Annotated in this window: 25 protein-coding genes and 1 tRNA gene; 12 read left to right on the top strand and 14 right to left on the bottom strand. The window is 71.9% G+C overall.

Annotation, left to right across the window (positions count from 1 at the left end; all coding sequences use genetic code 11):
* Positions 1 to 147 precede the first annotated feature (147 nt).
* The gene (gene typA, locus ASF37_RS07615; protein WP_055963196.1) at positions 148 to 2,016 is read left to right on the top strand and encodes a translational GTPase TypA; all 1,869 of its coding nucleotides are present in this window, start codon (positions 148 to 150) and stop codon (positions 2,014 to 2,016) included.
* A 150-nt stretch (positions 2,017 to 2,166) separates the two neighbouring features.
* Here the strand turns inward: typA and ASF37_RS07610 are convergent, their stop codons facing one another.
* The 4 genes from ASF37_RS07610 to ASF37_RS17135 are packed head-to-tail and all read right to left on the bottom strand — an operon-like array spanning position 2,167 to position 4,373.
* Complete coding sequence (locus tag ASF37_RS07610; RefSeq protein WP_056579755.1) at positions 2,167 to 2,937, bottom strand: MBL fold metallo-hydrolase; 771 nt, start codon at positions 2,935 to 2,937, stop codon at positions 2,167 to 2,169.
* Positions 2,930 to 3,715: an NUDIX hydrolase gene (locus ASF37_RS07605; RefSeq protein ID WP_156364876.1), complete on the bottom strand. Its 786-nt coding sequence runs from the start codon at positions 3,713 to 3,715 to the stop codon at positions 2,930 to 2,932. The genes ASF37_RS07610 and ASF37_RS07605 overlap by 8 nt, the downstream gene beginning before the upstream one ends.
* Before the next feature lie 38 nt (positions 3,716 to 3,753).
* Positions 3,754 to 4,218, bottom strand: coding sequence for a RidA family protein (locus tag ASF37_RS07600; protein ID WP_055963192.1), 465 nt, complete (start codon positions 4,216 to 4,218; stop codon positions 3,754 to 3,756).
* Entirely contained in the window at positions 4,215 to 4,373 is a 159-nt protein-coding gene (locus tag ASF37_RS17135; protein ID WP_144433633.1) for a DUF4177 domain-containing protein, read from the bottom strand. The genes ASF37_RS07600 and ASF37_RS17135 overlap by 4 nt, the downstream gene beginning before the upstream one ends.
* A gap of 125 nt (positions 4,374 to 4,498) precedes the next feature.
* Between ASF37_RS17135 and ASF37_RS07595 the strand changes: the two genes are divergently transcribed.
* The 3 genes from ASF37_RS07595 to ASF37_RS07585 are packed head-to-tail and all read left to right on the top strand — an operon-like array spanning position 4,499 to position 7,273.
* The gene (locus ASF37_RS07595) at positions 4,499 to 5,026 is read left to right on the top strand and encodes a hypothetical protein (protein WP_056579753.1); all 528 of its coding nucleotides are present in this window, start codon (positions 4,499 to 4,501) and stop codon (positions 5,024 to 5,026) included.
* A 46-nt stretch (positions 5,027 to 5,072) separates the two neighbouring features.
* Positions 5,073 to 6,047, top strand: a complete 975-nt coding sequence (locus ASF37_RS07590; RefSeq protein WP_056556373.1) for an ArsA-related P-loop ATPase — start codon at positions 5,073 to 5,075, stop codon at positions 6,045 to 6,047.
* On the top strand, positions 6,044 to 7,273 hold the full coding sequence (locus tag ASF37_RS07585) for an ArsA family ATPase (protein WP_082480344.1): 1,230 nt from the start codon (positions 6,044 to 6,046) through the stop codon (positions 7,271 to 7,273). The genes ASF37_RS07590 and ASF37_RS07585 overlap by 4 nt, the downstream gene beginning before the upstream one ends.
* A gap of 70 nt (positions 7,274 to 7,343) precedes the next feature.
* Here the strand turns inward: ASF37_RS07585 and ASF37_RS07580 are convergent, their stop codons facing one another.
* A complete protein-coding gene (locus tag ASF37_RS07580) occupies positions 7,344 to 7,604 on the bottom strand; it encodes a WhiB family transcriptional regulator (RefSeq protein ID WP_055963184.1) in 261 nt (86 codons plus the stop codon).
* A 217-nt stretch (positions 7,605 to 7,821) separates the two neighbouring features.
* Here ASF37_RS07580 and ASF37_RS07575 point away from each other — a divergent pair, with 217 nt between their 5' ends.
* Complete coding sequence (locus ASF37_RS07575) at positions 7,822 to 10,047, top strand: transglycosylase domain-containing protein (RefSeq protein ID WP_056579751.1); 2,226 nt, start codon at positions 7,822 to 7,824, stop codon at positions 10,045 to 10,047.
* A gap of 210 nt (positions 10,048 to 10,257) precedes the next feature.
* Here ASF37_RS07575 and ASF37_RS07570 read toward each other — a convergent pair whose 3' ends face one another.
* Positions 10,258 to 10,719 carry a GatB/YqeY domain-containing protein gene (locus ASF37_RS07570; protein WP_055963178.1) on the bottom strand — a complete coding sequence of 154 codons (462 nt, stop codon included), beginning with the start codon at positions 10,717 to 10,719 and terminating at the stop codon, positions 10,258 to 10,260.
* A gap of 57 nt (positions 10,720 to 10,776) precedes the next feature.
* On the opposite strand from ASF37_RS07570, the gene ASF37_RS07565 reads away from it, so the two are divergent.
* The 6 genes from ASF37_RS07565 (at position 10,777) to ASF37_RS07540 (ending at position 16,217) form a co-directional block, all read left to right on the top strand.
* Complete coding sequence (locus ASF37_RS07565) at positions 10,777 to 11,730, top strand: metallophosphoesterase (RefSeq protein ID WP_056579749.1); 954 nt, start codon at positions 10,777 to 10,779, stop codon at positions 11,728 to 11,730.
* A gap of 12 nt (positions 11,731 to 11,742) precedes the next feature.
* Positions 11,743 to 11,816: transfer RNA gene (locus ASF37_RS07560), tRNA-Pro, on the top strand.
* 105 nt (positions 11,817 to 11,921) lie between these two features.
* The gene (locus ASF37_RS07555) at positions 11,922 to 12,734 is read left to right on the top strand and encodes a hypothetical protein (RefSeq protein ID WP_055963172.1); all 813 of its coding nucleotides are present in this window, start codon (positions 11,922 to 11,924) and stop codon (positions 12,732 to 12,734) included.
* Positions 12,735 to 12,765: 31 nt separating this feature from the next.
* Positions 12,766 to 14,739, top strand: a complete 1,974-nt coding sequence (locus tag ASF37_RS07550; protein ID WP_056579747.1) for an acetoacetate--CoA ligase — start codon at positions 12,766 to 12,768, stop codon at positions 14,737 to 14,739.
* On the top strand, positions 14,736 to 15,380 hold the full coding sequence (locus tag ASF37_RS07545; protein WP_056579745.1) for a hypothetical protein: 645 nt from the start codon (positions 14,736 to 14,738) through the stop codon (positions 15,378 to 15,380). Before ASF37_RS07550 ends, ASF37_RS07545 begins: the two co-directional genes overlap by 4 nt.
* 147 nt (positions 15,381 to 15,527) lie before the next feature.
* Positions 15,528 to 16,217, top strand: coding sequence for a hypothetical protein (locus ASF37_RS07540; RefSeq protein ID WP_055963163.1), 690 nt, complete (start codon positions 15,528 to 15,530; stop codon positions 16,215 to 16,217).
* Between the two features lie 56 nt (positions 16,218 to 16,273).
* Here ASF37_RS07540 and ASF37_RS07535 read toward each other — a convergent pair whose 3' ends face one another.
* From ASF37_RS07535 to ASF37_RS07515, 5 genes are all read right to left on the bottom strand, one after another.
* Positions 16,274 to 16,741, bottom strand: coding sequence for a GNAT family N-acetyltransferase (locus ASF37_RS07535; protein ID WP_055963159.1), 468 nt, complete (start codon positions 16,739 to 16,741; stop codon positions 16,274 to 16,276).
* Between the two features lie 157 nt (positions 16,742 to 16,898).
* Positions 16,899 to 17,945 (bottom strand): aspartate-semialdehyde dehydrogenase, encoded by a 1,047-nt coding sequence (locus ASF37_RS07530; RefSeq protein ID WP_055963156.1) that lies wholly within the window; start codon positions 17,943 to 17,945, stop codon positions 16,899 to 16,901.
* Positions 17,942 to 19,219 (bottom strand): aspartate kinase, encoded by a 1,278-nt coding sequence (locus tag ASF37_RS07525; protein WP_055963153.1) that lies wholly within the window; start codon positions 19,217 to 19,219, stop codon positions 17,942 to 17,944. Before ASF37_RS07525 ends, ASF37_RS07530 begins: the two co-directional genes overlap by 4 nt.
* Before the next feature lie 855 nt (positions 19,220 to 20,074).
* Entirely contained in the window at positions 20,075 to 21,178 is a 1,104-nt protein-coding gene (locus ASF37_RS07520) for a S1 family peptidase (protein WP_235499968.1), read from the bottom strand.
* Positions 21,179 to 21,359: 181 nt separating this feature from the next.
* Positions 21,360 to 22,349 (bottom strand): LysR family transcriptional regulator, encoded by a 990-nt coding sequence (locus tag ASF37_RS07515; RefSeq protein ID WP_055963145.1) that lies wholly within the window; start codon positions 22,347 to 22,349, stop codon positions 21,360 to 21,362.
* Positions 22,350 to 22,488: 139 nt separating this feature from the next.
* On the opposite strand from ASF37_RS07515, the gene ASF37_RS07510 reads away from it, so the two are divergent.
* A complete protein-coding gene (locus ASF37_RS07510; RefSeq protein WP_055963142.1) occupies positions 22,489 to 23,235 on the top strand; it encodes a DUF4328 domain-containing protein in 747 nt (248 codons plus the stop codon).
* A gap of 3 nt (positions 23,236 to 23,238) precedes the next feature.
* Here the strand turns inward: ASF37_RS07510 and recR are convergent, their stop codons facing one another.
* The 3 genes from recR to ASF37_RS07495 form a co-directional block, all read right to left on the bottom strand.
* Positions 23,239 to 23,838, bottom strand: a complete 600-nt coding sequence (recR, locus tag ASF37_RS07505; protein WP_055963139.1) for a recombination mediator RecR — start codon at positions 23,836 to 23,838, stop codon at positions 23,239 to 23,241.
* A 91-nt stretch (positions 23,839 to 23,929) separates the two neighbouring features.
* Positions 23,930 to 25,081: an acyl-CoA dehydrogenase family protein gene (locus tag ASF37_RS07500; RefSeq protein ID WP_055963136.1), complete on the bottom strand. Its 1,152-nt coding sequence runs from the start codon at positions 25,079 to 25,081 to the stop codon at positions 23,930 to 23,932.
* Between the two features lie 49 nt (positions 25,082 to 25,130).
* A complete protein-coding gene (locus ASF37_RS07495; protein ID WP_162239947.1) occupies positions 25,131 to 25,670 on the bottom strand; it encodes an AAA family ATPase in 540 nt (179 codons plus the stop codon).
* Between the last annotated feature and the right edge of the window lie 2 nt (positions 25,671 to 25,672).

Raw genomic sequence — 25,672 nt, 5'->3', positions numbered from 1 at the left:
TCACGCGATGATTGTGATCTGCATCTAGTTTCGACGCTGGTGCCGCCATGTGGCAGGAGCACGTCCACCGGCCGACTAGACTTCTGGGGGCCCTCCGGCCTCAGCCGGCCCCGGCTCCCCTGTCATCCAGCGCGAGGAACTCCCTGCATGTCCACCCGTCTCGATCTGCGCAACGTCGCGATCGTCGCCCACGTCGACCACGGCAAGACCACCCTCGTCGACGCCATGCTCCAGCAGCAGGGTGCCTACACCGACCACCAGGAGGTCACCGACCGGGTCATGGACTCCGGCGACCTCGAGCGCGAGAAGGGCATCACGATCCTCGCGAAGAACACCGCCGTCCGCTACGCGGGCCCCGGTGCTCCCGAGGGCGGCGTGACGATCAACATCATCGACACCCCCGGCCACGCCGACTTCGGTGGTGAGGTCGAGCGCGGCCTGTCCATGGTCGACGCCGTGGTCCTGCTCGTCGACGCGTCCGAGGGCCCACTGCCCCAGACGCGCTTCGTGCTGCGCAAGGCGCTCGCCGCGAAGATGCCGGTCATCCTCGTGGTCAACAAGGTCGACCGTCCCGACTCGCGCATCGCCGAGGTCGTCGACGAGACCTACGAGCTGTTCCTCGACCTGCTGCCCGAGGACGCCGGTGACGACGCCCTCGACTTCCCCGTCGTCTACGCGTCGGCCCGCGCCGGTCGTGCCTCGCTGAACAAGCCCGACGACGGCGGCCTGCCCGACAACGAGAACCTGGTCCCGCTGTTCCAGACGATCATGGACGCCGTGCCGGCCCCCGAGTACACCGAGGGCGCGCCGCTGCAGGCGCACGTCACGAACCTCGACTCCTCGCCCTTCCTCGGCCGCCTCGCGCTGGTCCGCGTCAAGGAGGGCACGCTCAAGAAGGGCCAGCAGGTCGCGTGGATGAAGCGCGACGGCTCGGTCGAGCGGGTCAAGGTCACCGAGCTGCTCATCACCGAGGCGCTCGAGCGCAAGCCCGGCGAGTCCGCCGGTCCGGGCGACATCGTCGCCATCGCCGGCATGGCGAGCATCAACATCGGCGAGACGCTGGCCGACCCGGAGAACCCGGTCGCCCTGCCGCTGATCCACGTCGACGAGCCGGCCATCTCCATGACGATCGGCACCAACCAGTCGCCGCTCGCCGGCCGCGAGAAGGGCACGAAGGTCACGGCCCGCCTCGTCAAGGACCGTCTCGACGCCGAGCTCATCGGCAACGTGTCGATCCGCGTGCTGCCCACCGACCGCCCCGACGCGTGGGAGGTGCAGGGTCGTGGCGAGCTGGCCCTCGCGATCCTCGTCGAGCAGATGCGGCGCGAGGGCTACGAGCTGACCGTCGGCAAGCCGCAGGTGGTCACCAAGGAGATCGACGGCAAGCTGCACGAGCCCGTCGAGCGCCTGACCATCGACGCGCCCGAGGAGTACCTCGGCACCATCACGCAGCTGCTGGCCGTCCGCAAGGGCCGCATGGAGCAGATGATCAACCACGGCACCGGCTGGGTCCGCATGGAGTTCCTGGTCCCCGCCCGCGGCCTGATCGGCTTCCGCACGGAGTTCCTCACCGACACCCGCGGCACCGGCATCGCGCACCACATCTCCGAGGGCTACGAGCCCTGGTTCGGCGAGATCTCGACCCGCCCGTCGGGTTCGCTCGTGGCCGACCGGGCCGGTGCGGTCACCTCGTTCGCGATGACCAACCTGCAGGAGCGCGGCGTGCTGTTCGTCGAGCCCGCCACCGAGGTCTACGAGGGCATGATCGTCGGCGAGAACTCCCGTGACGACGACATGGACGTCAACATCACCAAGGAGAAGAAGCAGACCAACATCCGCTCGGCGACGTCGGACAACTTCGAGAAGGTCATCCCGCCGAAGCGCCTGTCGCTCGAGCAGTGCCTGGAGTTCTGCCGTGAGGACGAGTGCGTGGAGGTCACCCCTACCCACGTGCGCATCCGCAAGGTGATCCTGAACGCCTCCGAGCGCGCCCGCGCCGCGAAGTCGCGCCGCTGACGCACCTCGCCCGTCGAACGGGGCACCTCCCACCCGGGAGGTGCCCCGTTCGCATGCCTCCCCGGCCGACGACGTGCTCCCGTCCCGGACACGTCCGGGGCGTTCGCGACCTGCTGAGTCACCCGGAAGTGTCCGAGACGGAGGGACGGGTCAGGCCTCCTGCAGGTACTCCAGCTGGGCGCGGACGCTGAGCTCGGCGGCGTCCCACAGGACGGGGTCGACGTCGGCGTAGACGTGCTCGACGACGGCGCGCGGGGTCGTGCGACCGGCCTTGACCGCGGCGCGCACCTGGTCCAGGCGTTCCTGCCGGTGGTCGACGTACTGGTCGAGCACCGCGGCGGCGTCGTCCACGACAGGTCCGTGGCCGGGCAGGAGGCGACCGGCGGTGCCCTCCTCGACCAGCTGGCGCAGCTTGGCGAGGGAGTCGAGGTAGGGCCCGAGGGCGCCGTCGGGGTGGGCCACCACGGTGGTGCCGCGCCCCAGGACCGTGTCACCGGTGAGCACCGACGGCTCGTCGAGCAGGCGCAGGCAGGCGGAGTCGCGGGTGTGGCCCGGCGTCAGCACCACCTCCAGGCGCAGGCCGTCGACGTCGATCTCCTCGCCGTCGACGAGGGGCGGCGCGTCCGAGCAGAACCGCTCCGACACCGCACGCGCCGGCGCCCCGGTCCGCTCGCCGAACGCGGCGAAGGCATCGGTGTGGTCGCCGTGGTGGTGCGTGTACAGGACGAGGGCCACCTCGCCGGCGACCTCGAGCACGGCGTCGAGGTGGGCTGCGTCGTCGGGGCCGGGGTCGACGACGACCGACCGGGCGGCGCCGGGCTCCCGCAGGATCCACGTGTTGGTGCCCTCGAGCGTCATGATGCCGGGGTTGTCGGCCCGCACGACCGACGCACGCTCGGTCACCGTCACAGCGTCAACCATGGGTCTCCTCCTCGATCGGGTTGTCGAGGAACCACTCCCCGTCGACGTTCACCAGCTTCGGCTCGATGGGCCGGATCTCGCGCGACGCGGCCTCGTCCACGACGCCGGCGGGGTCGACCCGCACCAGCTCGCGGCAGGTGATCCAGGTCGGCGGCAGCATGGCCGCCTCCCCCGCCTTGACCTTCTCGAGGACCGACGCGATCGGGGCCCACACCGCGCGGTCGGCCTCACCGGGCAAGGTGCCCACGCTCTGCCCCCGCGGGACGGCCGCGACGAAGAACCGGGTGTCGTACCGACGTGGCTCGAAGGCCGGGGTGATCCAGTGCGCCCACGCGCCGAGCAGGTCCGAGCGGAGCACCAGACCTCGGCTGCCCAGGAAGTCGCCGAAGCTCAGCTCGCCGGCGTCGAGGTCGAGCCGGGCCTTCTGCAGCTCCGGGGAGGACGTGTCGGCCACGACCGACCCGGCGTCGGTGCCGGCGAACAGGATCCCGGACTCCTCGAAGGTCTCGCGCACCGCGGCCACCACCAGCGCCCGCGCCGTGTCGGGGTCGCACCCCAGCCGGTCGCCCCACTGGCTCGACGTCGGCCCCGCCCAGCCGACGACCTCGCGGTCGGACTCCTGGAGCCCACCGCCGGGAAAGACGTACATGCCCGGCGCGAAGGCCATCGACGCCTGGCGCCGCAGGAGGTAGGTCTCGGGACCACCGGCACTGGGCCTCAGCAACGCGATGGTCGCGGCGTCGCGCGTCGGCGCGGCCGTGCCGTCCCACGTCGCCACGCGGTCACGGAACGACGCCGGCATGGGCACCCGCACGGTCAGCCGACCTCGACCACGAGCTCGACCTCCACCGGTGCGTCGATCGGCAGCACCGGCACGCCCACCGCGCTGCGTGCGTGCACGCCGGCCTCGCCGAACACGTCGCCGAGCAGCTCGCTCGCGCCGTTGGCCACGACCGGCTGCCCCGTGAAGTCGGGCGTGCTGGACACGAACACCGTGACCTTCACGATCCGCACGACGTCGTCGAGCGAGCCGACGACGGACTTCACGGCGGCGAGCGCATTGAGGGCGCACTGGCGCGCGCAGTCCTGTGCCTCCTCGGCCGACACCTCGCCACCGACCTTGCCCTTGGCGACGAGCTCGCCGTCGACCAGCGGCAGCTGACCGGCGGTGAACACGTGCTGCCCGGACCGCACCGCCGGGACGTAGGCAGCGAGCGGCGGCACCACCTCGGGCAGCGTGAGCCCGAGGTCGGCGATCCGCCGCTCGATGCCGTCGCTCACGACTGGACCGGTCGCTTGAAGTAGGCCACCAGGTTCTCGGGGTTCATGCCCGGCACGATCTGCACGAGCTCCCACCCGTCCCGGCCGAAGTTGTCGAGGATCTGCTTGGTCGCGTGCACCAGCACCGGTGCCGTCAAGTACTCCCACTGCGTCATGCGCCCGACTCTAGCCGCGACCGGTCCGGGTGCGACGGCGCCGTTCTCGGGAGGGGGCGAGCGGCGGCCCTCACATCCTTCTCGTTTCCAGGACAGGAGACCCGGTCGCGTGGAAAGGTCACACCATGTCGATCTTCCCCACGACACGGATCGGCCGCGCCCTCGTGGTGTCGGCCGTCGTCGTCGGCGTGGCCAAGATCGTCCCGTTCCTGCTGCAGGTGTTCTCGCTGACCGGCGACGAGCTCACCGAGCTCCCGCCGCTCACGCCGGCCGGCACCGACACGACCTTCCTGCTGGCCAACCCGGTGGCGTGGTTCCTCGCGGTGGCCGCCGCGGTCTACCTGGTGCTGGCCCTGCGCGACGTGGTCGTGCACCTCGTCAGCCCGCCGCCGCCGCCACGGGCACGGGCACGGGCACGGGCACGGACGACCGCCGCGCGCTCGGGGACCAAGCGCACCACCGCCACGACCTCCACCCGGCGCCCACCGTCCGGACGGACGGCGACCACCCGCGCCGCCAAGCCGCAGCCGAAGCCCCGCGCCGCTGCGGCCACGCGGAGCGCCGCGAGGCCCGCACCCCGCACGACGACGAAGCGCGGCTCCACGACCACCGGTCGCACCGGCACCGCACGCCGGCCCGCCTCGCGCCGCTGAGATCCATTCGGCTCGCCGCCTCCGACGACGTCGGTAGGCTCGTCCCGTGACCGTCTGGACCCCGCTGCACGTCGTCACCGGCAAGGGTGGGACGGGCAAGACCACCGTGGCCGCCGCCCTCGCCACGGCCCTGGCCAGCCGTGGGCGGCGCGTGCTGCTGTGCGAGGTCGAGGGACGCCAGGGCATCGCCCAGCTCTTCGACGTGGCGCCCCTGCCGTACGAGGAGCGCAAGATCGCGTCCGGCCTCGACGGCGGCGAGGTCTACGCGCTCGCGATCGACCCCGAGGCCGCGCTGCTGGAGTACCTGCAGATGTTCTACCGGCTCGGCCGGGCCGGCAAGGCGCTCGACAAGTTCGGCATCATCGACTTCGCGACCACCATCGCCCCCGGCGTCCGCGACGTGCTGCTCACGGGCAAGGTCTACGAGACCGCCCGCCGGCAGGGCTCGGACCGCTACGACGCGATCGTCATGGACGCACCTCCCACCGGCCGCATCACCCGGTTCCTCAACGTGAACAGCGAGGTGGCCGGCCTGGCCAAGGTCGGGCCGATCAAGCGCCAGGCCGACTCGATCATGCAGCTCATGCGCGCCCGGTCGACGCACGTGCACCTCGTGACGGTGCTCGAGGAGATGCCGGTGCAGGAGACGATCGACGGCATCGCCGAGCTGCAGGGCGCCCGGCTGCCCGTGGGGCACGTGCTGCTCAACCTGGTGCGCCCCGAGCTGATCACCGCCCCCACGCGCGAGGCGCTCGCGTCGGGGAGCCTCGACGACGCAGCCGCCGCGGCGGCGCTGGAGTCGGCGGCCCTGCCCGGCGACGCCGCAGGACCGCTCCTCGCCCAGGGGCGGGCGCACGTCGAGAGGCAGCAGCTCCAGGAGGAGCAGCGCGAGGTCATCGGCGACTGCGGGCGTCCGCTCGTCGAGCTTCCGCTGCTCGGCGACGGTGTCGACCACGGCGCGCTCTTCGAGCTGGCCCGGATCCTCGACGACTCGATCGACCTGAAGGGCGGCACGGCATGAGCGGGCGCTCCTCCTCCACCGCCAAGGGCGGCGCAGCGAAGCGTCGCTCGCGTCAGCCGGCCCGCGGCCTACCCGGGTCGGCGGCGGGCCGCATCGACGTCGACGCGATGCTGGCGGACCGCACCGTCCAGATCATCGTGTGCTGCGGGTCCGGCGGCGTGGGCAAGACCACCACGTCGGCGGCGCTCGCGCTGCGCGCGGCCGAGCAGGGCAGGCGGGTGTGCGTGCTGACGATCGATCCCGCCCGGCGGCTCGCGCAGGCGATGGGGCTCACCGAGCTCGACAACACCCCGCGACCCGTCGCCGACGTCGACACGTCGGCCGGTGGGTCGCTCGACGCCATGATGCTCGACATGAAGCGGACCTTCGACGAGGTCGTCGAGGCGCACGCCACCGCCGAGAAGGCGCAGCAGATCCTGACCAACCCCTTCTACGTGGCGCTGTCGAGCTCGTTCGCGGGCACGCAGGAGTACATGGCCATGGAGAAGCTCGGCCAGCTGCACGCCGCAGCGAGCGACGACCCCGAGGTGCCCGACTGGGACCTGATCGTCGTCGACACGCCCCCGTCGCGGTCGGCGCTGGACTTCCTGGACGCCCCCGAGCGGCTGTCGAGCCTGCTCGACGGACGGTTCATCAAGCTGCTGCTCGCGCCCGCCAAGGGTCCGGCACGGCTGCTGAGCGCGGGCTTCGGCATCGTCACGAGCGCGTTGAACAAGGTGCTCGGCGCCCAGGTGCTCACGGACGTGCAGACGTTCGTGGCCGCCTTCGACACCCTGTTCGGCGGCTTCCGCCAGCGCGCCGAGGCCACCTACTCGCTCCTGCAGGCCGACGGCACGGCGTTCCTCGTCGTCGCCGCACCCGAGCCGGACGCGATGCGCGAGGCGGCCTACTTCGTGGAGCGGCTCGCCCAGGAGGACATGCCGCTGGCCGGGCTGGTCGTCAACCGGGTGCACGAGCGCGCGCCCGGCGGCCTGACCGCGGCCGACGCCGAGAGCGGGGCCGGTCGACTCCGCGAGTCCGGGACCGGCGCCTACGACGAGGCCGTGGCCGAGCTGCTCGACGTGCACGCCGACCGCGAGCGGGTCGCAGCGCGCGAGGAGAAGGTGCAGCGTCGGTTCACCGGCAGCCACCCGAGGGTGCCCACGGTGCCCGTGGCCGCGCTCCCCACCGACGTGCACGACCTCGACGGCCTGCGACGCATCGGCGAGCTCATCGCCGGGCGGTGACGCACCCGTCCGGGCCGAGGCTCGGACGCCGGACGGCTACGAGCTGACGGTACTGCTCAGACGGCCGTGCTCAGGCGGTCTGCTGCAGGATGCTGCGCCACGTGGCCACGTTCGGCCGACGACGCAGCAGCGCACGACGCTCGCGCTCGGTCATGCCGCCCCAGACGCCCCACTCGATCCGGTTGTCGAGCGCCTCCGCGAGGCACTCGGCCCGGACGGAGCAACCGCCGCAGACCTGCTTGGCGCGGTTCTGCTCAGCGCCCTTGACGAACAGTGCGTCGGACTTGCCACGGCACGCGGCCTGGCCGGCCCAGTTCTGGTTCCACCCCATGGTGATCAACCTCCCGAGAGTCGGCCCCGAGGCCGACAAGGTTTCTCTAACAAAGAGAACGCTAAGAGCGTTCAGGTTCGGGTGGCAGACCCCATCGTGCCCAACTATGAGTAGTCCTAAGGGACTATGGTCCTGTCGAATCCAGGACCTTCCGGGACCACGGCGCCCTCGACGTCGCGTCCCGCGATCCTCAGGAACGTTCCGTATCCTGGGCCACATGCCTTGGGACGACCTCACCGACAACGTCCGGCGGATCGCCCAGACGCCGCCCCCCACCTCGAGCCGCGCCTCGCTCGTGGGGACCATGATCGTGCTCGCCGTCGCGGCGGGCGTCCTCGTGGCCGCCGTGGTCATCCCGGGCACGGCGTTCGTGGCGGCCACCGCCAACGACGTCACGCGCGACGTGGTCGAGCTGCCACTGGAGCTCGACGACGTGCCCAACCCGCAGACCACCCGCCTCTACGCGTCCGACGGCACCCTCCTGGCGTACTTCTACGAGGAGAACCGCCAGGACGTCCCGCTCGACCAGATCGCGGGCACGATGCAGAACGCGATCATCTCCATCGAGGACAACCGGTTCTACGAGCACGGCGCCCTCGACCTCAAGGGCACGCTGCGCGCCCTGGTCAACAACGCGTCGGACGGCCAGACCCAGGGCGGATCGACGATCACCCAGCAGCTGGTCAAGCTGACGCTGGTGCAGCAGGCCACCACGAAGGAGCAGATCCGCGCGGCCACCGCCAAGTCCACGGCCCGCAAGGTGCGCGAGCTGAAGCTGGCGATCAACTACGAGGAGTCCCACACCAAGAAGGAGATCCTCGAGCGCTACCTGAACATCGCGTACTTCGGCGACAGCGCCTACGGCATCAACGCCGCCGCGTACCACTACTTCTCGGTCTCCCCCGACCAGCTGACGGTCAAGCAGGCCGCCACGCTCGCGGGCCTCGTGAAGAACCCCGAGGAGTTCAACCCGCGGGTCTACCCCGAGCGCGCCCTCCAGCGACGCAACACCGTGCTGCAGGTCCTCGCCACCCAGGGCAAGATCACCCAGTCCCAGGCCGACGAGCTGATCGCCTCGCCGCTCGACCTCAAGCTCACGCGCTTCCCGAACGGCTGCGTGGAGTCCGTCGCCGCGTTCTCCTGCGACTACATCCGCCAGTACCTGCTCGACGAGGAGGCGCTCGGCGCCACCGTCCAGGAGCGTCAGGCACGCCTCGAGCGCGGCGGGCTCACCATCAAGTCCAACATCGACGTGCGCATGCAGAAGGCCATCAACAAGGCCGTCAAGAACCGCGTCGGCGCGAAGGACAAGGCCATCGGCTCCCTCGCGCTCGTCGAGCCCGGCACCGGCAACGTGCGCGGCATCGCGCAGTCCAAGCCGATGGGCCGCGACAAGAAGGCCGGGCAGACCTACCTCAACTTCTCCGTGCCGGCCAAGTACGGCCAGTCCGGCGGCTTCCAGGCCGGCTCGACGTTCAAGTACTTCACCGCGATCGCGGCCCTGAAGGACGGCATCCCTCCGTCCAAGTCGTACCGGTCGCCCCAGACGATGAAGATCCCCACCGGGACCTACTACGACTGCGAGGGACGCGGCACCGGAACCTGGGACGTCAAGAACTCCACCGGCTCCGGCACCTTCAACATGGTGACGGGACTCCGGCGGTCGGTGAACACCTACTTCGCCCAGCTCGAGAAGGACGCCGGCCTCTGCAACACGGTCAAGGCGGCCGAGTCGATGGGCATCACGGTGCCGGAGACGAACCAGGTCCCGTCCTTCACCCTCGGTGTCACGTCGGTCAGCACCCTCGACATGGCCGCCGCCTACGCCGCGGCTGCGTCCGGCGGCGAGTACTGCGCCCCGCGCCCGGTCAACGAGGTCCTCGACGCCAACGGCGAGTCGCTCAAGAAGTACCCCGAGCAGTGCGAGCGGGTCATGAGCAAGGACGTCGCGGCGCAGGTCAACGACATCCTGCGAGGCCTCCAGCAGCCCGGCGGCTTCGGCTTCCAGAACGGCACCGGGCTCGGCATCGACTCCGCGGCCAAGACCGGCACCACGAACAGCAGCCAGGCCGTCTGGTACGTCGGCTACACGCCCGAGCTGGCCGCCGCGTCGATGATCGCGGGCGTCAACAGCAAGGACAACCCGGCGAGCCTCGTCGGCGTCACGCTCAAGGGCGCGCCCGTGAGCTTCTCCCAGGCCGGCGGCTCCTCGCTGTCGGGTCCGATGTGGAAGGACGCCATGGGGACGATCCAGGACTACCTGAGCCCCGAGCGCTTCGACCCGCCGCCGCGGCGCCAGGCCGCGCGCAGCACGGGCGGCGGCAACGACGACGACCGCGCCGACGCCCCGACGACCACGCGGCGCGACACCGAGCAGCAGCCCGCACCCCGCGGCAACGGGAACGGCAACGGGAACGGGAACGGGAACGGCGACCGCGACTGACCAGCAGCGAGCAGGGGTTGCTCGTCGCGGGACCCGGCACGTGGGCGGTGACCCGCGTGGGCGGTAGGAGGGTCGCGCTCTCACGCGTCGGGAGGTAGGGCGCGCGCGGATACCGAGCCGGTGCCTGCGTGCCACCTGCGTCCGAACCGCCGGCGACGCGCGCCACCTACCTCCCGCCGTGCCGGCACCGCGCCGGCCCGGCGCCCTCCTTCAGGCGCCGAGCGCCTTCTTGACCTCGGCGGCCACCACGCCGCCGTCGGCGCGACCCTTGACCTGCGGCTGCAGCGCGCCCATGACCCGGCCCATGGCCTTCATGCCGTCGCCGGCCACGCCGAGCTGCTCGATGGTCGACGTGACGAGCGCGCGGACCTCGTCGGCCGACAGCTGCTCGGGCAGGTACTCGGCCAGGACGGCGGCCTCGTCGCGCTCCTTCTGGGCCAGCTCGGGACGGTTGCCCACCTCGAAGGCCTCGGCGGCCTCGCGACGCTTCTTGGCCTCGGACGTGAGCACGGTCAGCACGTCGTCGTCCGTCAGCTCGCGGGCCTCCTTGCCGGCCACCTCCGCGTTGGTCACGGCGGTGAGGACCATGCGCAGCGTGCTCGAGCGCAGGGCGTCGCGGGCCTTCATCGACGCGGTGAGATCGGAACGGAGGCGGTCCTTCAGGGCTGACATGACCACATCCTCTCACCGCGGGCGAGCGCCGTTCGGCCACGCACCTAGGCTGGGAGCATGAGGGCATCGGTGGCGGCTCGGCCCGTGGTGGTGGGAGCCGGTGTGATCGGTGCCGGCGCGGCCGCTCTGGGCTACGCCTGGTGGGAGGCGCGGTGGTTCGCGCTGAGGCACGTGTCCGTGCCGGTGCTGCCGTCGGGCGCCCGCCCGCTCAAGGTCCTGCACCTGTCCGACGCGCACCTGACGCCGGCCCAGGGGCGCAAGGCCGACTGGCTGCGGTCCCTGGCCGACCTCGAGCCCGACCTGGTGGTCAGCACCGGCGACCACCTCGCCCACCACGACGCGGTCCCCCCGCTGCTGGAGGCCTACGGGGAGCTGCTGGAGCGCCCCGGCGTGTTCGTGTTCGGCTCCAACGACTACTTCGCCCCGGTGCCCAAGAACCCTCTCAAGTACCTGACCGGTGGCACCGGGACCCAGGTCGGGGGCACGTGGGAACGCGCCGCGACCCTCCCCTTCGAGGACCTGCGCGAGGGCCTGGCCGAGCACGGCTGGCTCGACCTGAACAACGCGACCGGGTCGCTCACCGTCGACGAGCGGCGCCTCACGTTCGCCGGGGTCGACGACCCGCACCTGGAGCTCGACGACCTCGCGGCCGTCCCGCCGGCCGCGTCCCTCGGGGCCGACGCCGACCTCGCGGTGGCCGTGGCGCACGCGCCGTACCTGCGGGTGCTCGACCACGCCTCCCGCCAGGGGTACCCGCTCGTCCTGGCCGGGCACACCCATGGCGGCCAGCTGTGCGTGCCCTTCGTGGGCGCACTGGTGACCAACTGCGACCTCGACCGGGCCCGCGTGAAGGGCTTGAGCACGCACCAGGTCGCCGGCTCGTCGCCGTCGTGGCTGCACGTGTCGGGCGGGCTCGGCACCTCACCGTTCGCGCCGGTCCGCTTCGCCTGCCGACCCGAGGCCACCCTGCTCACCCTCACTGCGATAGACTCAGCGGGTTCGTCCTCCTAGCGAGGACAGCGCCGGGGTGTGGCGCAGCTTGGTAGCGCGCGTCGTTCGGGACGACGAGGCCGCAGGTTCAAATCCTGTCACCCCGACCCAGCTCCTTCGGGATCCGAAGCCCCTGGACCACCACGGTCCGGGGGCTTCGTCGTGCGTGCGCTCCCCGACCCGGACGACGTGCGCTGTGACACACTGACACCATGGTCGAGGAGGGCACGACGCAGGCCGACGGTGCCGGCAGCACCCAGCCGCGCGTGGTCAAGAAGATCGTCAAGAAGACGGTGGTGCGCCCCGGTGCCCCCGCGTCGAGCACGGCTCGACCCGTCCGGCCTGCAGCGCCCAAGGCCTCGGCCGTCTCGCGACTCAAGGGCAAGGACTCGCGCGCCACGGATCCGTCCGACGACGAGGCCGTCGAGCAGCCGGTGACGGCGCCGCAGCCCCAGCGCAGCGGTCCGCGCACCACCATCGACGTCGGGGCCGCCCTCGGGAGCGCACGCGGACGTGCGACCGACGCCCTGCACGGGACCGGCGACCTCGCGCGGCGGCTCGGCTTCGCGGTCCGCGACCGCAGCGAGGACGCCGTGTGGGCGGTGCGCGACTACCGACTCCCCACCGTCCCACCGTTGCGCGCCTCCCTGGTCACCGGGCTGGTCGCCGGGCTGCTGATCACGGCCGGCGGCTGGGCGTGCCTCAACCTGTTCAGCGCGGTGCGCGGCACCTCGGCGGGCGGGGCCTTCTGGGGCGGCCTGGCCGTCCTGGTCGTGGTCGGCCTCGCCTACGAGATCGGCTCCCGGCTGCTCATCGCGTTCGGCGTGCAGCAGGCGCGCGCGGTCCTCGCGCTCTCCGTGATGCTGGTGGCCGTCCTCGTGATGCTGCTGTTCCTGGAGCCCGTCGACGGGCCCTGGGCGTGGTTGATCGTGCCGGGCCTCATGACCGCCACGGTTCCGCTGGTGCAGCGACTCCTGGTGTGGACCGCGAGCGACGTCCGCCCGGACGACGACGCCGTGCGTTGAGCCGCCACCCCGTACTCCAGGAGCACTCCGCATGACCGGTACCGATCGCAGCCCCGAGGTCCTGTGGCGCCCCGACCCCGACGCCGCACCGCGCATCGCCGACTTCGCCCGCACGGTCGGCATCGACCCGCACGACTACGACGCCCTGTGGCGCTGGTCCGTCGCGGAGCCCGACGCGTTCTGGCGGGCCGTGTGGCGGTTCTTCGACGTCCCCGGCGACGGGGAGCCCTCCCCTGCCCTGGCCGACGCCTCCATGCCGGGTGCGGTCTGGTTCCCGGAGGTGCGGCTCAACTACGCCGAGGCGATGCTGCGGCTCCCCGGCCGGGCCGACGACGACGTGGTCGTCGTGGCGCGCTCGCAGTCGCGGGCCGACGTCCGGCTCACGGCGGCGCAGCTGCGTGACCAGGTGGCCCGTGCTCGCGCCGGGCTGCAGCGCGCCGGCGTGGTCCGTGGGGACCGGGTCGCCGCCTACGCCCCGAACGTGCCCGAGACGCTCGTGCTGCTGCTCGCGGCAGCCAGTCTGGGAGCGGTCTTCAGCTCCTGCGCCCCCGAGTTCGGGGTCCAGAGCGTCGTCGACCGCTGGAAGCAGACCGAGCCCACGGTCGTGCTGGCCGTCGACGGCTACCGCTACGGCGCGAAGCCGGTGGACCGGCGCGGCGAGGTCGCCGACATCGTCGACGCGCTCCCGAGCGTGGAGACCCTCGTGTGGCTGCCGTACCTGGAGCCCGGGGCGCCCGCGCCCGCGATCGACGGCACCGCCACGACGACGTGGGACGAGCTGCTGGGTGAGCCGGGCGAGCTCGCGTTCGAGCGGCTGCCGTTCGACGCACCGCTCTACGTCCTCTACTCCTCCGGCACGACCGGCCTGCCGAAGCCCATCGTCCACGGTCACGGTGGCATCACCCTCGAGCACCTCAAGTCGCTGGGCCTGCACCACGACTTCGGCGCCGACGACGTGTTCTTCTGGTTCTCCACCACGGGCTGGATGATGTGGAACCTGCTCGTCTCGGGCCTGCTGACCGGCTCGACGATCGTCCTGTGGGACGGCAACCCGGCCCACCCCGACCTCGGGCAGCTGTGGCGCGACGCCGACGAGCTGGGCGTCACGTACTTCGGCACGAGCGCGCCGTTCCTGCTGCAGTGCCGCAAGGAAGGGATCGTGCCGCGCGAGATCGGCGACATGTCGACATTGCGCGGCGTCGGGTCCACCGGGGCACCGCTGCCGGCCGAGGGCTTCCGCTGGGTCTACGACGCGGTGGGCGAGCACGTGCACCTGCAGTCCGTCTCGGGCGGCACCGACGTGTGCGCCGCGTTCGTGGGCGCCTCCCCCACCGTCCCCGTGTACGCCGGCGAGATCTCGTGCCGCTGCCTGGGCGCGGCGGTCGAGTCCTTCGACGAGGACGGCGAGCCGGTCGTCGGGTCCCTCGGCGAGCTCGTCATCACCGGTCCGATGCCGTCCATGCCGGTGGGCTTCTGGGGCGACGACCACGGCTCGCGCTACCGGGCCGCCTACTTCGAGGACATCGAAGGGGTGTGGCGCCACGGCGACTGGATCACCATCACCGAGCGCGGCACCTGCACCATCACCGGCCGCAGCGACGCGACCCTCAACCGCGGCGGCGTGCGGCTCGGGACCGCCGAGTTCTACACCGTCGTCGAGAGCCTGCCCGAGGTGAACGACAGCCTGGTCGTGCACCTCGAGGACGACGAAGGGGGAGCCGGGACGCTCGTGCTGCTGGTGTCACTCGCCGACCCCGACGGCACCGACGTCGAGGCCCTGCGCACGAGCGTGGCCCGAGAGCTGCGCACCCGGCTGTCGCCGCGCCACGTCCCCGACGAGCTGCACGTGGTGAGGGCGCTGCCCCGCACGCTCTCGGGCAAGAAGCTCGAGGTGCCGGTCAAGAAGATCCTGCGCGGGGTCCCGGCCGACGAGGCCGCCACGCGAGGCGCCCTCGCCGACCCCTCGGCCCTCGACGAGGTCGCTGCGGTCGCCGCATCGCGATGAGCCCCGAGCGCAAGGTCGTCCTCATCGGCATGCCGATGGGTCTGCTCCTGACCGGGGGCGGGGTGCTCATGGCCGCGACGGCGTCCGGAGGCGACGCGCCGATGGGCGCGACGGTCGGGCTCATGGGCGCGGCCTTCCTCATGGCCGTCGTCTACATCCTCCTCCCCCGCCGCCCGGTCACGCCGAGGGTCGTCGACGGGAGCATCGTCATCGACGGCAGTCCCTGGCCGTGGCGGTTCCTCTGCGTCCTCACGGTCGGCACCACGGCGGCGGCGGTGCTGGCCACCGTCGCGCTGGGGGACCCCAGCGTCCTCGGTGACTCGTCCGGGCGCCGCTCGCCCGTCGTCCTGCTCGGCCTGTGGCCTGTGGGGGCCTGGCTCTGGTTCGTCACCGTCCGCGGCCGGACCCGGCAGCGTGTGACGGTGCGCGGCGACGTCGTGACCCTGCACGAGGGCCGGCGCAGCACGCAGGTGCGCGCCACGCGGCGACGCGTCCGGGTGGGCAGCGGCGACACCGCCCGCTCGCAGTCGGTGGTCGTGCGCGGACCCGCCCGAGAAGGCGAGCTCGTGCTCGCGAGCCGGTCGTTCGGCACCACGCCCGAGCACCTCGTCGACGCCCTGAGGGCCGCGCTGCCGGAGTGAGCGGGCCAGGCGTGGCCCGCACCGACCAGGTGCGCCTGGTCACGACGGGCCATTCCTGCGCAAGACTTGCTCACGGCCGTCGCACCACTCCTACGCTGAGCGGGCCCGCGCTCCGCCGGGCGCCATCTCCGTGAACGGACCGGTCCCATGCGCAAGCTCCTCGTCCTGCTCGTCGCCGCCCTCGTGGGCGTCGGCTCCACCCTGACGCTCGTGGCGCCCGCCCAGGCCGCGACGGGCGTCACCATCCGCACCATCGCGGACCCCAGCGCCGCGCCGGGCAAGACAGCGACCATCAAACCGAGGTACTCCACCTCGGGCAAGGTCAAGGTGACCTACGCCCGCCTCACGGTGCGCCAGGGCAAGAAGGTCGTCGCCCGTGACAAGGCGTCCGTCGCCCTCAAGATCGCCGCGGACCCGAAGGTCTACTCGGTCACGACCGTCGTGAAGTACAAGGTCAAGAAGAAGGGCAAGTACGGCAAGACGATCACCAAGAGCAAGCGCCAGGACCTGTTCGCCTTCGCCTGCGCGACCGCCACGGCGCTCAAGACCATCACGTACAGCGACGCGCCCGGCGCCGGTACCACCTCGAGCGCCGTCGGGAAGGCGATCGGCAACCCGCAGGCCGGTGACGGCATCGCGCTCGGTGAGCTGTACGAGGGCGGCGACGAGGCCACCAAGACCGAGGTCGAGGGTCTCTACGGCAAGGGCTGGACGTCCACGGACGTCCTCGTGACGCTCGGCTACGCGCGTTGCGGCACGACGCCGACCGCGTTCGCGATCGAGTACCTGATGGCCGGCGAGACCGAGCCCCGCGCGTACCAGCTCGCGGCCGAGTAGCCCCGGCGCGAAGGCCCCGCACCGCTCGACGGCGGGGCCTTCGTGCGTGCGCCGGGTCAGCCGGGCGGTCTGGAGTAGCGCAGCAGCACCGGCGCCACACCGCTGCCGTCGAGGAAGAAGTCGGCGGTGGTGCTGCCGTCGCGTTGCCAGCCGCGGCGCTCGTAGACAGCCTGCGCGTCGCGGTTGTGCTGCATGACGACGAGCCGCATCGGGACACCGTCGGCGTCGGCCCACGCCTCGGCGACGTCGAGGAGGGCGCGTCCCGCGCCCGCGCCGCGCGCGTCGACCGCGACGAAGAAGCGGGTCAGCTCCCAGGCGTCGTCTGCACGCACGAGAGCGACCTGCCCGACGACCCGTCCGTCGAGCTGCGCCACCCACGCGACGTCGGTGCCGTCGAGCAGCCACTCGGCTGTCACCCGCGAGGCGCGGACGGGGTACGCATCGCGCTGGTGCACTCCCGCGAGCGCAGCGACCAGCGCGTCGGCGTCGGCGGGCCGGCGGGACCGGACCAGGAGATCGCTCACACCCACGTCAGCCGAGGAGGAGCTCGGCGATCTGCCTCCGAGCTCTCCTGCGCCAGGCCCCACCTGTCCGCTCACACCCACCTCAGCCGAGGAGGAGCTCGGCGATCTGCCCCCGAGCTCTCCTGCGCCAGGCCCCACCTGTCCGCTCACGCCCACGTCAACCGAGGAGGAGCTCGGCGATCTGCACCGTGTTGAGGGCCGCGCCCTTGCGCAGGTTGTCGCCGCTGACGAACAGCACGAGTCCCTTGCCCTCCGGCGCCGACTGGTCGGCACGGATGCGCCCGACCAGGCTCGGGTCGGCGCCCGCGGCCTGCAGCGGCGTGGGCACCTCGACCAGCTGCACCCCGGGCGCGCTGCCCAGGATCTCGGTGGCCCGCTCGGGGGTGAGGTCGCCCTCGAACTCGGCGTGGATGCTCAACGAGTGCCCCGTGAACACGGGCACGCGCACGCAGGTGCCGGCGACCCGGAGGTCGGGCAGGCCGAGGATCTTGCGCGACTCGTTGCGCAGCTTCTGCTCCTCGTCGGTCTCGTTGCTGCCGTCGTCCACCACGCTGCCGGCCATGGGCAGCACGTTGAACGCGATGGGCGCCACGTAGACGTCGGGGTCGGGGAACGCGACGGCGCTGCCGTCGTAGGCCAGCTCGTCGGCCTTCTCGACCACGGCGCGCGCCTGCCCGTGCAGCTCGCGCACGCCGGCGATGCCCGACCCCGAGACCGCCTGGTACGACGCGACGACCAGGCGCACCAGCCCGGCCTCCTCGTGCAGCGGCTTGAGGACCGGCATGGCGGCCATGGTGGTGCAGTTCGGGTTGGCGATGATGCCGCGGCCACCCGGACCGTCGCCGGCGGGGATGGCCTCGGGGTTCACCTCGCTGACCACGAGCGGGATGCTCGGGTCCTTGCGGAACGCCGAGCTGTTGTCGACCACGGTCACGCCCGCGTCGGCGAATCGCTGCGCGTGGGCCCGCGAGGTGGTGGCACCGGCGGAGAAGAGGGCGATGTCGAGACCCGATGGATCGGCCGTCTCGGCGTCCTCCACCGTGATCTCGCGGCCGGCGAACGGCAGCACCGTGCCGGCCGACCGGGCCGAGGCGAAGAAGCGGACCTCGTCGGCGGGGAAGCTCCGCTCCTCGAGGATCTGGCGCATCGCGACGCCCACCTGACCGGTGGCGCCCACGATGCCGATGCTGGCGCGACGGCTCATCGTCCGGTCCCTCCGTAGACCACGGCCTGGACCTCGTCGGTGCCCAGGTCGAACGCCGAGTGGGCGGCGCGGACCGCCTCCTCGACCTGGCTCTCGGCCACCACGACCGAGATGCGGATCTCCGACGTCGAGATCATCGCGATGTTGATCCCGGCGTCGGCCAGGGCCTGGAAGAACGTGGCCGTGATGCCGGGGGCCGAGCGCATGCCGGCGCCGACGATGGAGACCTTGCCGACGCTGTCGTCGTACTGGAGGCGCTCGAAGCCGACCTCGTCCTTGAGCCGCGCCAGGGCGGTCATGGCGGTCTGGCCGTCGGCCCGCGGCAGGGTGAACGAGATGTCGGTGAGCGCCGTGGCGGCGGCCGACACGTTCTGCACGATCATGTCGATGTTGATCTGGGCGTCGCCGAGCGCGCGCAGGATCGCCGCGGCGTAGCCGACCTTGTCGGGCACACCGACGACGGTGATCTTGGCCTCGGAGCGGTCGTGGGCCACTCCGCTGATGATCGCTTGCTCCATGGTGGGGTCCTTCGTGACGTCGTCGGCCTTGATGACCCACGTGCCGGGCTTGTCGGAGAACGACGACCGGACGTGGATGGGCATGTCGTTGCGGCGCGCGTACTCGACGCAGCGCAGGTGCAGGATCTTGGCGCCGTTCGCGGCCATCTCGAGCGTCTCCTCGTAGGAGATCTGCGGGATCTGGCGGGCGTCGGGGACGATCCGGGGGTCGGCGGTGAAGATGCCGTCGACGTCGGAGTAGATCTCGCAGACGTCGGCCCTGAGGGCCGCGGCCAGGGCCACGGCGGTCGTGTCGGACCCGCCACGGCCGAGCGTCGTGATGTCCTTCGTGGTCTGCGAGACGCCCTGGAAGCCCGCGACGATGGCGATGGCGCCCTCGGCGATCGCCTTCTCGATGCGACCGGGCGTGACGTCGATGATCTTGGCCTTGCCGTGCTCGGCGTCGGTGATCACGCCGGCCTGGGAGCCGGTGAACGAGCGGGCCTCCTGGCCGAGGTTGCCGATGGCCATGGCCAGCACGGCCATCGAGATCCGCTCGCCGGCGGTGAGCAGCATGTCGAGCTCACGGGCGGGCGGCAGCGGGGAGACCTCGTTGGCGAGGTCGATCAGCTCGTCGGTCGTGTCGCCCATGGCCGAGACGACCACGACGACGTCGTGACCGGCCTTCTTGGTGGCGACGATGCGCTGGGCGACCCTCTTGACGCTCGTGGCGTCGGCGACGGAGGAGCCACCGTACTTCTGGACGACAATGCCCACGACGATGTCCTTGAGGTGCGGGGGTGGGGTGGACCGTGCCAGGGCGACGCTGACCGGGCAACATCGTCCATGCTACCGGCCTGCGACAGGCCGCCTCCACCGTCGTTCCTGCCGTGGGACCGCGAGATCGCGCCGAGGGCGTCGGCGCGATCTGCTGCGGGTGGGTCGTGCCTTGCGGCTGCGATGTTTCGGGTGGGTCTTCGCCTGCTGCTGCGCCGCTGTGGCTGCGAGTCGACCTGCGCTCCGAAAGGGCCTCGACCGGCGGCGAAGTCCGGGGTCGGGCGAGCGGTCGGAGCGCGGCTCGGGGGACGCAAGATTCTGCGTTCGTGCGCGAAGGCTCGAAGGATGCTGCGTTTGCTACGGGATCCGGTGCGGAACGCAGCATCGTTCGGGTTTCTGCACGCGAAGGCAGAATCTTGCGTCCGACGGGGCGACTCGCGCGGCGGGTGGGCAGGGATTCTCCCTTCGCGCTGACCGTTCCACGACGATGGACAATCACTGCCCCTGAGAGGCCAGATCCGTCGCCACGATGCTTCCTTCGCGAGGCACGGTCCACACCAAGGAAGAATCATGCGTGGATCCCGCGCAGATGAAGAATCGTGGCCGCGCCCCGCAGACCCACCCGAGGCGAGACCCACCGCTCCGGTCGAGGCCCTTTCGGAGCGCAGGTCCACTCGCAGCCACAGCGACGCACCACCACACGAAGCCCCACCCGCAGCGACGCAGCAGCCGGGACGGTCCCGCCGAGGCAGCGCAGCAACACGTGAGCCCGCCCCCGCGAGACGACGAACGGCGCGGACCCGACACCTCCAGGGGAAGAGGGTGCCGGGTCCGCGCCGCGCGCGGTTCCTCCGGTCAGGAGGTCTTGAGGGTCAGGCCATAGGCGCTGAGGATCTCGTTGACGGGCTGGAAGTACGTCGTCCCGCCGACCGAGCAGTTGCCGGAGCCACCGGAGGTGACGCCCTGAGCCTGGTTGCCGGAGATGGCCGATCCGCCCGAGTCGCCCGGCTCGGCGCACGCGGTGGTGCGGATGAGCCCGGTCACGGAGCCCTCGGCGTAGTTCACCGTGGAGTTGCGGGCCTGGATGGTGCCGCAGCGCCAGCCGGTCGTGGAGCCGGAGCGGCAGATCGACGACCCGATCGCCGCGTTGGAGGATCCGCGGACGGCGACGCTGCCGCCGCTGTAGTTGTTCACGGTGCCGGTGATCGACGCCGACGAGCGGATGAACGCGTAGTCGTTGCCAGGGAAGCTCGAGCCGGCGAACGTGCCGCTCGGCGACGAGGTGGTGCTGCCCGTGGTGCCGCAGTGACCGGCGCTCACGAAGCCGCCCGTGACGGCGAAGCCGATGGAGCAGCGCGCGCCGCCGATGTAGTAGGCGTCGCCACCCTGGTAGAGCGGCTGCGGACGCTCGGGAGCGGCCTCGGCCTGGAACGCCTCTGCCGGCACCCCGGCCTTCTCGGCGAACGTCTCGGCAGCGGCGACGTCCTGCGTCGGAAGGACGACCTTGTTGGACTCGGCGTCGACGTACCAGCCGGCCACGGTGTCGGGAGCTGCGCTCTTCTTCGCGTTGAGGTCCTTCATGTAGCCGTTCAGCTCCGCCGACGACCGCTCGACGGTGCGCGCCTCGGCGCCCTTCGCGGTGACGGCGTCGGCGGCGGCGGCATCGGTCACCGCGACGACGAGGGAGCCCTTCTTCGCGTCGTACCAGGAGCCGGCGTAGTCGGCGCCGAGGCTCTTGACGAGCGACTTCTCGGCCTTGGAGGCCTGGGCCTCGTCGGCGATGCGGGCCTTGGCCTGCGACTCCGAGAGTCCGAGGTCGCGCTCCATCGCGCCGAGCATGCTGACCTTGGGCGGGGCGTCGTCGGGTGACGGCGCGGCGCTGGCCTGCTGGCCGAGCGCCGTGGCCAGCACGGCGGCGACGGCCAGGGAGCCGAAGAGGGTTCGCTTGGGAGTCTTCACGGTGGATCTCCTTCGTCGTGGCGGCACGCTGGGGTCGCCAGGGTGCAGCCGTCCTGCGGAACGGACGGCTCGCCGCCACGCCCCACGCTGTCGTCCGGAGACGGGTTCGCCTCCGCAGCCCCCCCGAGGGGTTGGCAAGAACGTACTGTCAGTTCAGCCCTGGAGGGTCATACCGGAAGAGTCATACCGCGGGGGTGATGCCCGGGTCGTGCTGCTCGCCGAAGCCCGGGTTCCGCCCCAACCAGTCGGCGTAGACGGCGCTGCGCGCGACGAGGTCGCCGTGCGCCATGCGGACGGTGAGCAGCAGCTCGTCGGCGAAGGCAGCGCCGACGGAGTCGGGTCGCCAGCCGACGAGGTGGCGCCAGCTCAGGGGCACTCCGGCGAGCGGCTTGGTCACCAGCCCCGGGAGGACCCGCGTGGGCTGGCACAGCGCCACGGCCGTGCCGGACGCCACGAGGTCGATGCAGCTGGCCGCGTCGGCGACGTAGAGGCTGCGCGGTGCGAAGCCCTCGCGCGCGCAGGCAGCCGCGAAGCACTCCTGGAAGCAGCCGTCGCCCGGGGTGGCGGCCCAGCCGGTGGTGGCGAGGTCGGCGAGCGCGACCTCGTCGACGTCCGCCAGCGGGTGGTCCTGCGGGAGCATCACGAACACGGGATCCACCGAGAACGTGCGCCACACCTGGCCGCGCTCCCCCGGCGTGCTGTCGCCTCCGCAGATGCCGACCACGGCGAAGTCGAGGCGCCCGTCGTCGAGCTCACGGGCCAGCTCGTCGGCCGACCACGAGGCGGTCGTGGAGACCTCGAGGTCGGGGTGCCGCTCCTCCAGCCGCTGGATGAGGGGCGCGAGGATGGCCGGCGACGAGGAGCCGATGGACAGGTGCTCGGGGGTGCTCCGCCCCCGTTCGGGGTCGTTCAGCCGGGTGGCGTCGTCGAGCAGGCCGGTCATGGCGGGCAGCAGCATGCGGGCCCGGGCGATGACCAGCTCGCCCAGCGACGTGGGCCGCACGCCGCGGTGGTCGCGGTCGAACAACGGGCCGCCCAGGGCACGCTCGATGCGGCTCAGCTGCGCGGTGAGCGCGGGCTGCGCGACACCCAGCTCGGCGGCGGCCTTCGTGACGCTCCCGGCGTCGGCGATGGCACACACGACCTTGAGGTGTCGCAGCTCCAGCTCCACTCGGTGAGTCTACCGGCGCCGCGGCGATCGGCGTCCTCGGTGCAGGCGTGCCCGAAGTCGGACAAAGTCCTCTGTTCTCGCCTCAGGAGCGGGTCACCTGTCGTACGGTCGCCCCAGATCATCACGACCCGGGGGAACCATGACCGACTCACCGACGTACCCGCGCTACCCGTCGCAGGACGACGTCCCGGAGGGCGTCGCGCAGTCCGGCGCGACGGCTGCTCCCGGCCAGTCCGCTCCGCACCCCGCGGCGCCCACGGGGTACGCCCAGCCGCTCGGCCTGCTGACCGCACTCACCGTCGGCGTCGCCGCGCTCTACACCGCGTTGCTGCTGCCCCGCTTCTGGCTGGCGCAGGACGCCGTCGAGCGATGGGAGCGCCAGGAGGCGGACGGCGGTCTGGCCTGGGACCTGTGGACCCCGTACGAGCTGGTCGACGCCGCGAGCTTCCCCGTCCTGCTCGGCGCCTACGTCATCACGTGCCTGTGGTTGTGGCGCGTCCGATCCAACCTCGAGGTCCTGTCGCCGACGTCTCCCCACGCGCGGCGGCGCGGGTGGGTGTGGGGCGGATGGCTGGTGCCGATCGTCTCGTTGTGGTTCCCCTACCAGGTGGTGCGCGACGCCCTGCGGGTGCGATCCCACCGTCCCTCGTCCGGGGCCCGCGTGGGGTGGTGGTGGGGTGCCTTCCTGCTGGGCTGCCTCGCCACCGGTGTCGAGAGCGTGTTCGTCCCGGTCGACGAGATCGACACGGCGTCCATCCAGCACCTGCCGGCGTTCGCCGCCGCGACGACCGTGCTGTTCGTCGTCGCGTGCGCCCTGTGGATCCGCGTGGTGCGGGCGATCGCGGCCGACCAGGCCGAGCTCCTGGCAGGGACCGAGGCGCGCTGACGTTCAGCCGGCGATGGCGGTGCGGCCCTCGAAGGCGCGCCCGAGGGTGAGCTCGTCGGCGTACTCGAGGTCGCCGCCGACGGGCAGGCCGCTGGCGAGCTTGCTGACCCGCAGGCCGAGGGTGCTCAGCATGCGGATGAGGTAGGTGGCCGTGGCCTCGCCCTCGAGGTTCGGGTCGGTGGCGATGATGACCTCGGTGACGGCGCCGTCCTGCAGGCGGCCGAGCAGCTCACGGATGCGCAGCTGGTCGGGGCCGATGCCCGCGATGGGGCTGATCGCGCCGCCCAGCACGTGGTAGCGGCCGCGGAACTCGCGGGTGCGCTCGATGGCGACGACGTCCTTGCTCTCCTCCACGACGCACAGCACGGTGACGTCGCGGCGGGGGTCGGTGCAGATGCGGCACTCGACGTCGACCGTCACGTTGCCGCAGATCGCGCAGAAGTGGACCTTGTCCTTCACATCGACCAGCACGGCCGCGAGGCGACGGACGTCCTCGGGGTCGGCGTCGAGGAGGTGGAAGGCGATCCGCTGGGCGCTCTTCGGACCGACCCCGGGCAGCTGCCCGAGCTCGTCGATGAGGTCCTGGATGACGCCGTCGTACACAAGGAGTGAGTCTAGGCGCCCCGGCGGCCGCGGGCCCGCTCGGCGCGCGGCCGGGCGTCGTCGAACAGGCGCCCTCGATCGGACGACCCGGTCAGACGAACGCGTTGATGCCCGTCTCGGACCGCCCGATCAGCAGCTTCTGCACCTGGCTGGTGCCCTCGTACAGGGTCATCACGCGAGCGTCGCGCAGGTACTTCTGCACGGGGTACTCGTCGATGAAGCCGTAGCCGCCGAACGCCTGTACCGCCAGGTTCGAGGCACGCACCGCGGCCTCGGACGCGAACAGCTTGGCCTTGGAGGCGGCGGTGCCGAACGGCTCCCCGCGCTGCATGAGGTCGGCGGCGCGCCAGGTGAGCAGCCGCGCGGCGTCGGCGTCGACGCTCATGTCGGCGATCATCTCCTGCACCAGCTGGAACGACGCGATCGGCCGGCCGAACTGCTCGCGCTCGCCGGTGTACTTCACGGTCTCCTCGAGGCAGCCCTGCACGATGCCGACACAGCTGGCCGCGATGGTGACCCGGCCCTTGTCGAGCGTCTGCATGGCGATCTTGAAGCCCTTGCCCTCCTCGCCGAGCAGGGCGTCGGCCGGGACCCGCACGCCGTCGAAGGAGAGCGCCGCGGTGGCCTGGCCACGCAGACCCAGCTTGCCCTTGACCTCGGTGGCCTCGAAGCCGGGCGTGTCGGTGGGGACGAGGAACGCCGACACCCCGCGCGGGCCGTCGTCGCTGGTGCGGGCGAAGACGAGGGCGACGTCGGCCCAGGTGCCGTTGGTGATGAAGATCTTGGAGCCGTCGATCACCCAGTCGTCGCCGTCGCGGCGGGCACGGGTGCGCAGGTTGCCGGCGTCGGAGCCGGTACCGGGCTCGGTGAGGCCGAAGCAGCCGAGCGTCCGCCCGGCGGCGATGTCGGGCAACCAGCGCTGCTTCTGCTCCTCGGTGCCGTGCTGCAGGACGGACGTGCCGAACAGGCCCGACGAAACCGAGACGATGCCGCGGATGGCCGAGTCGGCCCGGCCCAGCTCCTCGGCCGCGAGCACGTAGGTGACGTAGTCGCCGCCGACCCCGCCGTACTCCTCGGGGATGGTGAGACCGAAGAAGCCGATCTCGCCGAGCTTGGGGATGATCGCGAGGTCCACGGACTCGGCGCGGTCCCAGGCCGCACGGTGCGGCACGACCTCGCGGTCGAGGAAGTCACGCGCCAGGGCGCGGAAGCTCGCCTGCTCGTCGGTGAGGGTCAGGTCCATGGGGCCGATGCTGCCACGCGGGGTGGGCACCGGCCGGTCCGAACCCGCGTCAGGAGCCTCGCTGCACGGTCGCCAGAGCCGCGAGGGCCTGCCGAAGGCGGCTCCGCGGATCGCCTGCCAGCTCCACCACGAGCGCGTCACCCACGAGGTCCGGGTCGTCCGCGAGGTCAAGCAGGGCAACGGCCACGGCCCGACGCAGCGGGGGGTCCTCGTCGTCGGGCTCGTCGACGTCATCGGGGTCCAGCAGGAGGAGCAGGTCGATGGACGACGCCGTCGCGACCGCGATGCTGCGGCCGCGTGCCGCGAGCCCGCCGTCGCGACCGGGTCGGCCGAGGACGTCGAGCGCCTCGAGGTAGGCCAGGAGGTCGAGCGGTCCACGTTCGGCGAGGACGACGTGGTCGGGCGCCGGGTCGGACAGCCGATCCGCCGCGAGCACCAGCTGCTCGAAGAACCCACCCGCGTCCGGCTCGTCGCCCAGGTCCTCCCCCAGGACCTCGTACGGGTCGGGGAGGACCTCCACGCCGTCGAGGGCCTCCGCCAGGGCGGCGACGAGCACGCTCTTGCCACTCGCGTGCGTGCCACTGACCACGA

It is taken from the genome of Aeromicrobium sp. Leaf289, from assembly GCF_001423335.1.
Taxonomy (GTDB): Bacteria; Actinomycetota; Actinomycetes; order Propionibacteriales; family Nocardioidaceae; genus Aeromicrobium.
The sequence above is the reverse complement of the archived record's forward strand: the minus strand, read 5'-3'. Positions and strand labels throughout refer to the sequence as shown.

Coding starts and splice junctions, on each gene's coding strand:
- ASF37_RS07595 (WP_056579753.1), top strand. CDS start 4,499: ATGTCGATCTTCCCCACGACACGGATCGGCCGCGCCCTCGTGGTGTCG.
- ASF37_RS07530 (WP_055963156.1), bottom strand. CDS start 17,945: ATGAGCCGTCGCGCCAGCATCGGCATCGTGGGCGCCACCGGTCAGGTG.
- typA (WP_055963196.1), top strand. CDS start 148: ATGTCCACCCGTCTCGATCTGCGCAACGTCGCGATCGTCGCCCACGTC.
- ASF37_RS07510 (WP_055963142.1), top strand. CDS start 22,489: ATGACCGACTCACCGACGTACCCGCGCTACCCGTCGCAGGACGACGTC.
- ASF37_RS07565 (WP_056579749.1), top strand. CDS start 10,777: ATGAGGGCATCGGTGGCGGCTCGGCCCGTGGTGGTGGGAGCCGGTGTG.
- ASF37_RS07550 (WP_056579747.1), top strand. CDS start 12,766: ATGACCGGTACCGATCGCAGCCCCGAGGTCCTGTGGCGCCCCGACCCC.
- ASF37_RS07610 (WP_056579755.1), bottom strand. CDS start 2,937: ATGGTTGACGCTGTGACGGTGACCGAGCGTGCGTCGGTCGTGCGGGCC.
- ASF37_RS07555 (WP_055963172.1), top strand. CDS start 11,922: ATGGTCGAGGAGGGCACGACGCAGGCCGACGGTGCCGGCAGCACCCAG.
- ASF37_RS07545 (WP_056579745.1), top strand. CDS start 14,736: ATGAGCCCCGAGCGCAAGGTCGTCCTCATCGGCATGCCGATGGGTCTG.
- ASF37_RS07580 (WP_055963184.1), bottom strand. CDS start 7,604: ATGGGGTGGAACCAGAACTGGGCCGGCCAGGCCGCGTGCCGTGGCAAG.
- ASF37_RS17135 (WP_144433633.1), bottom strand. CDS start 4,373: ATGACGCAGTGGGAGTACTTGACGGCACCGGTGCTGGTGCACGCGACC.
- ASF37_RS07575 (WP_056579751.1), top strand. CDS start 7,822: ATGCCTTGGGACGACCTCACCGACAACGTCCGGCGGATCGCCCAGACG.
- ASF37_RS07500 (WP_055963136.1), bottom strand. CDS start 25,081: ATGGACCTGACCCTCACCGACGAGCAGGCGAGCTTCCGCGCCCTGGCG.
- ASF37_RS07540 (WP_055963163.1), top strand. CDS start 15,528: ATGCGCAAGCTCCTCGTCCTGCTCGTCGCCGCCCTCGTGGGCGTCGGC.
- ASF37_RS07570 (WP_055963178.1), bottom strand. CDS start 10,719: ATGTCAGCCCTGAAGGACCGCCTCCGTTCCGATCTCACCGCGTCGATG.
- ASF37_RS07585 (WP_082480344.1), top strand. CDS start 6,044: ATGAGCGGGCGCTCCTCCTCCACCGCCAAGGGCGGCGCAGCGAAGCGT.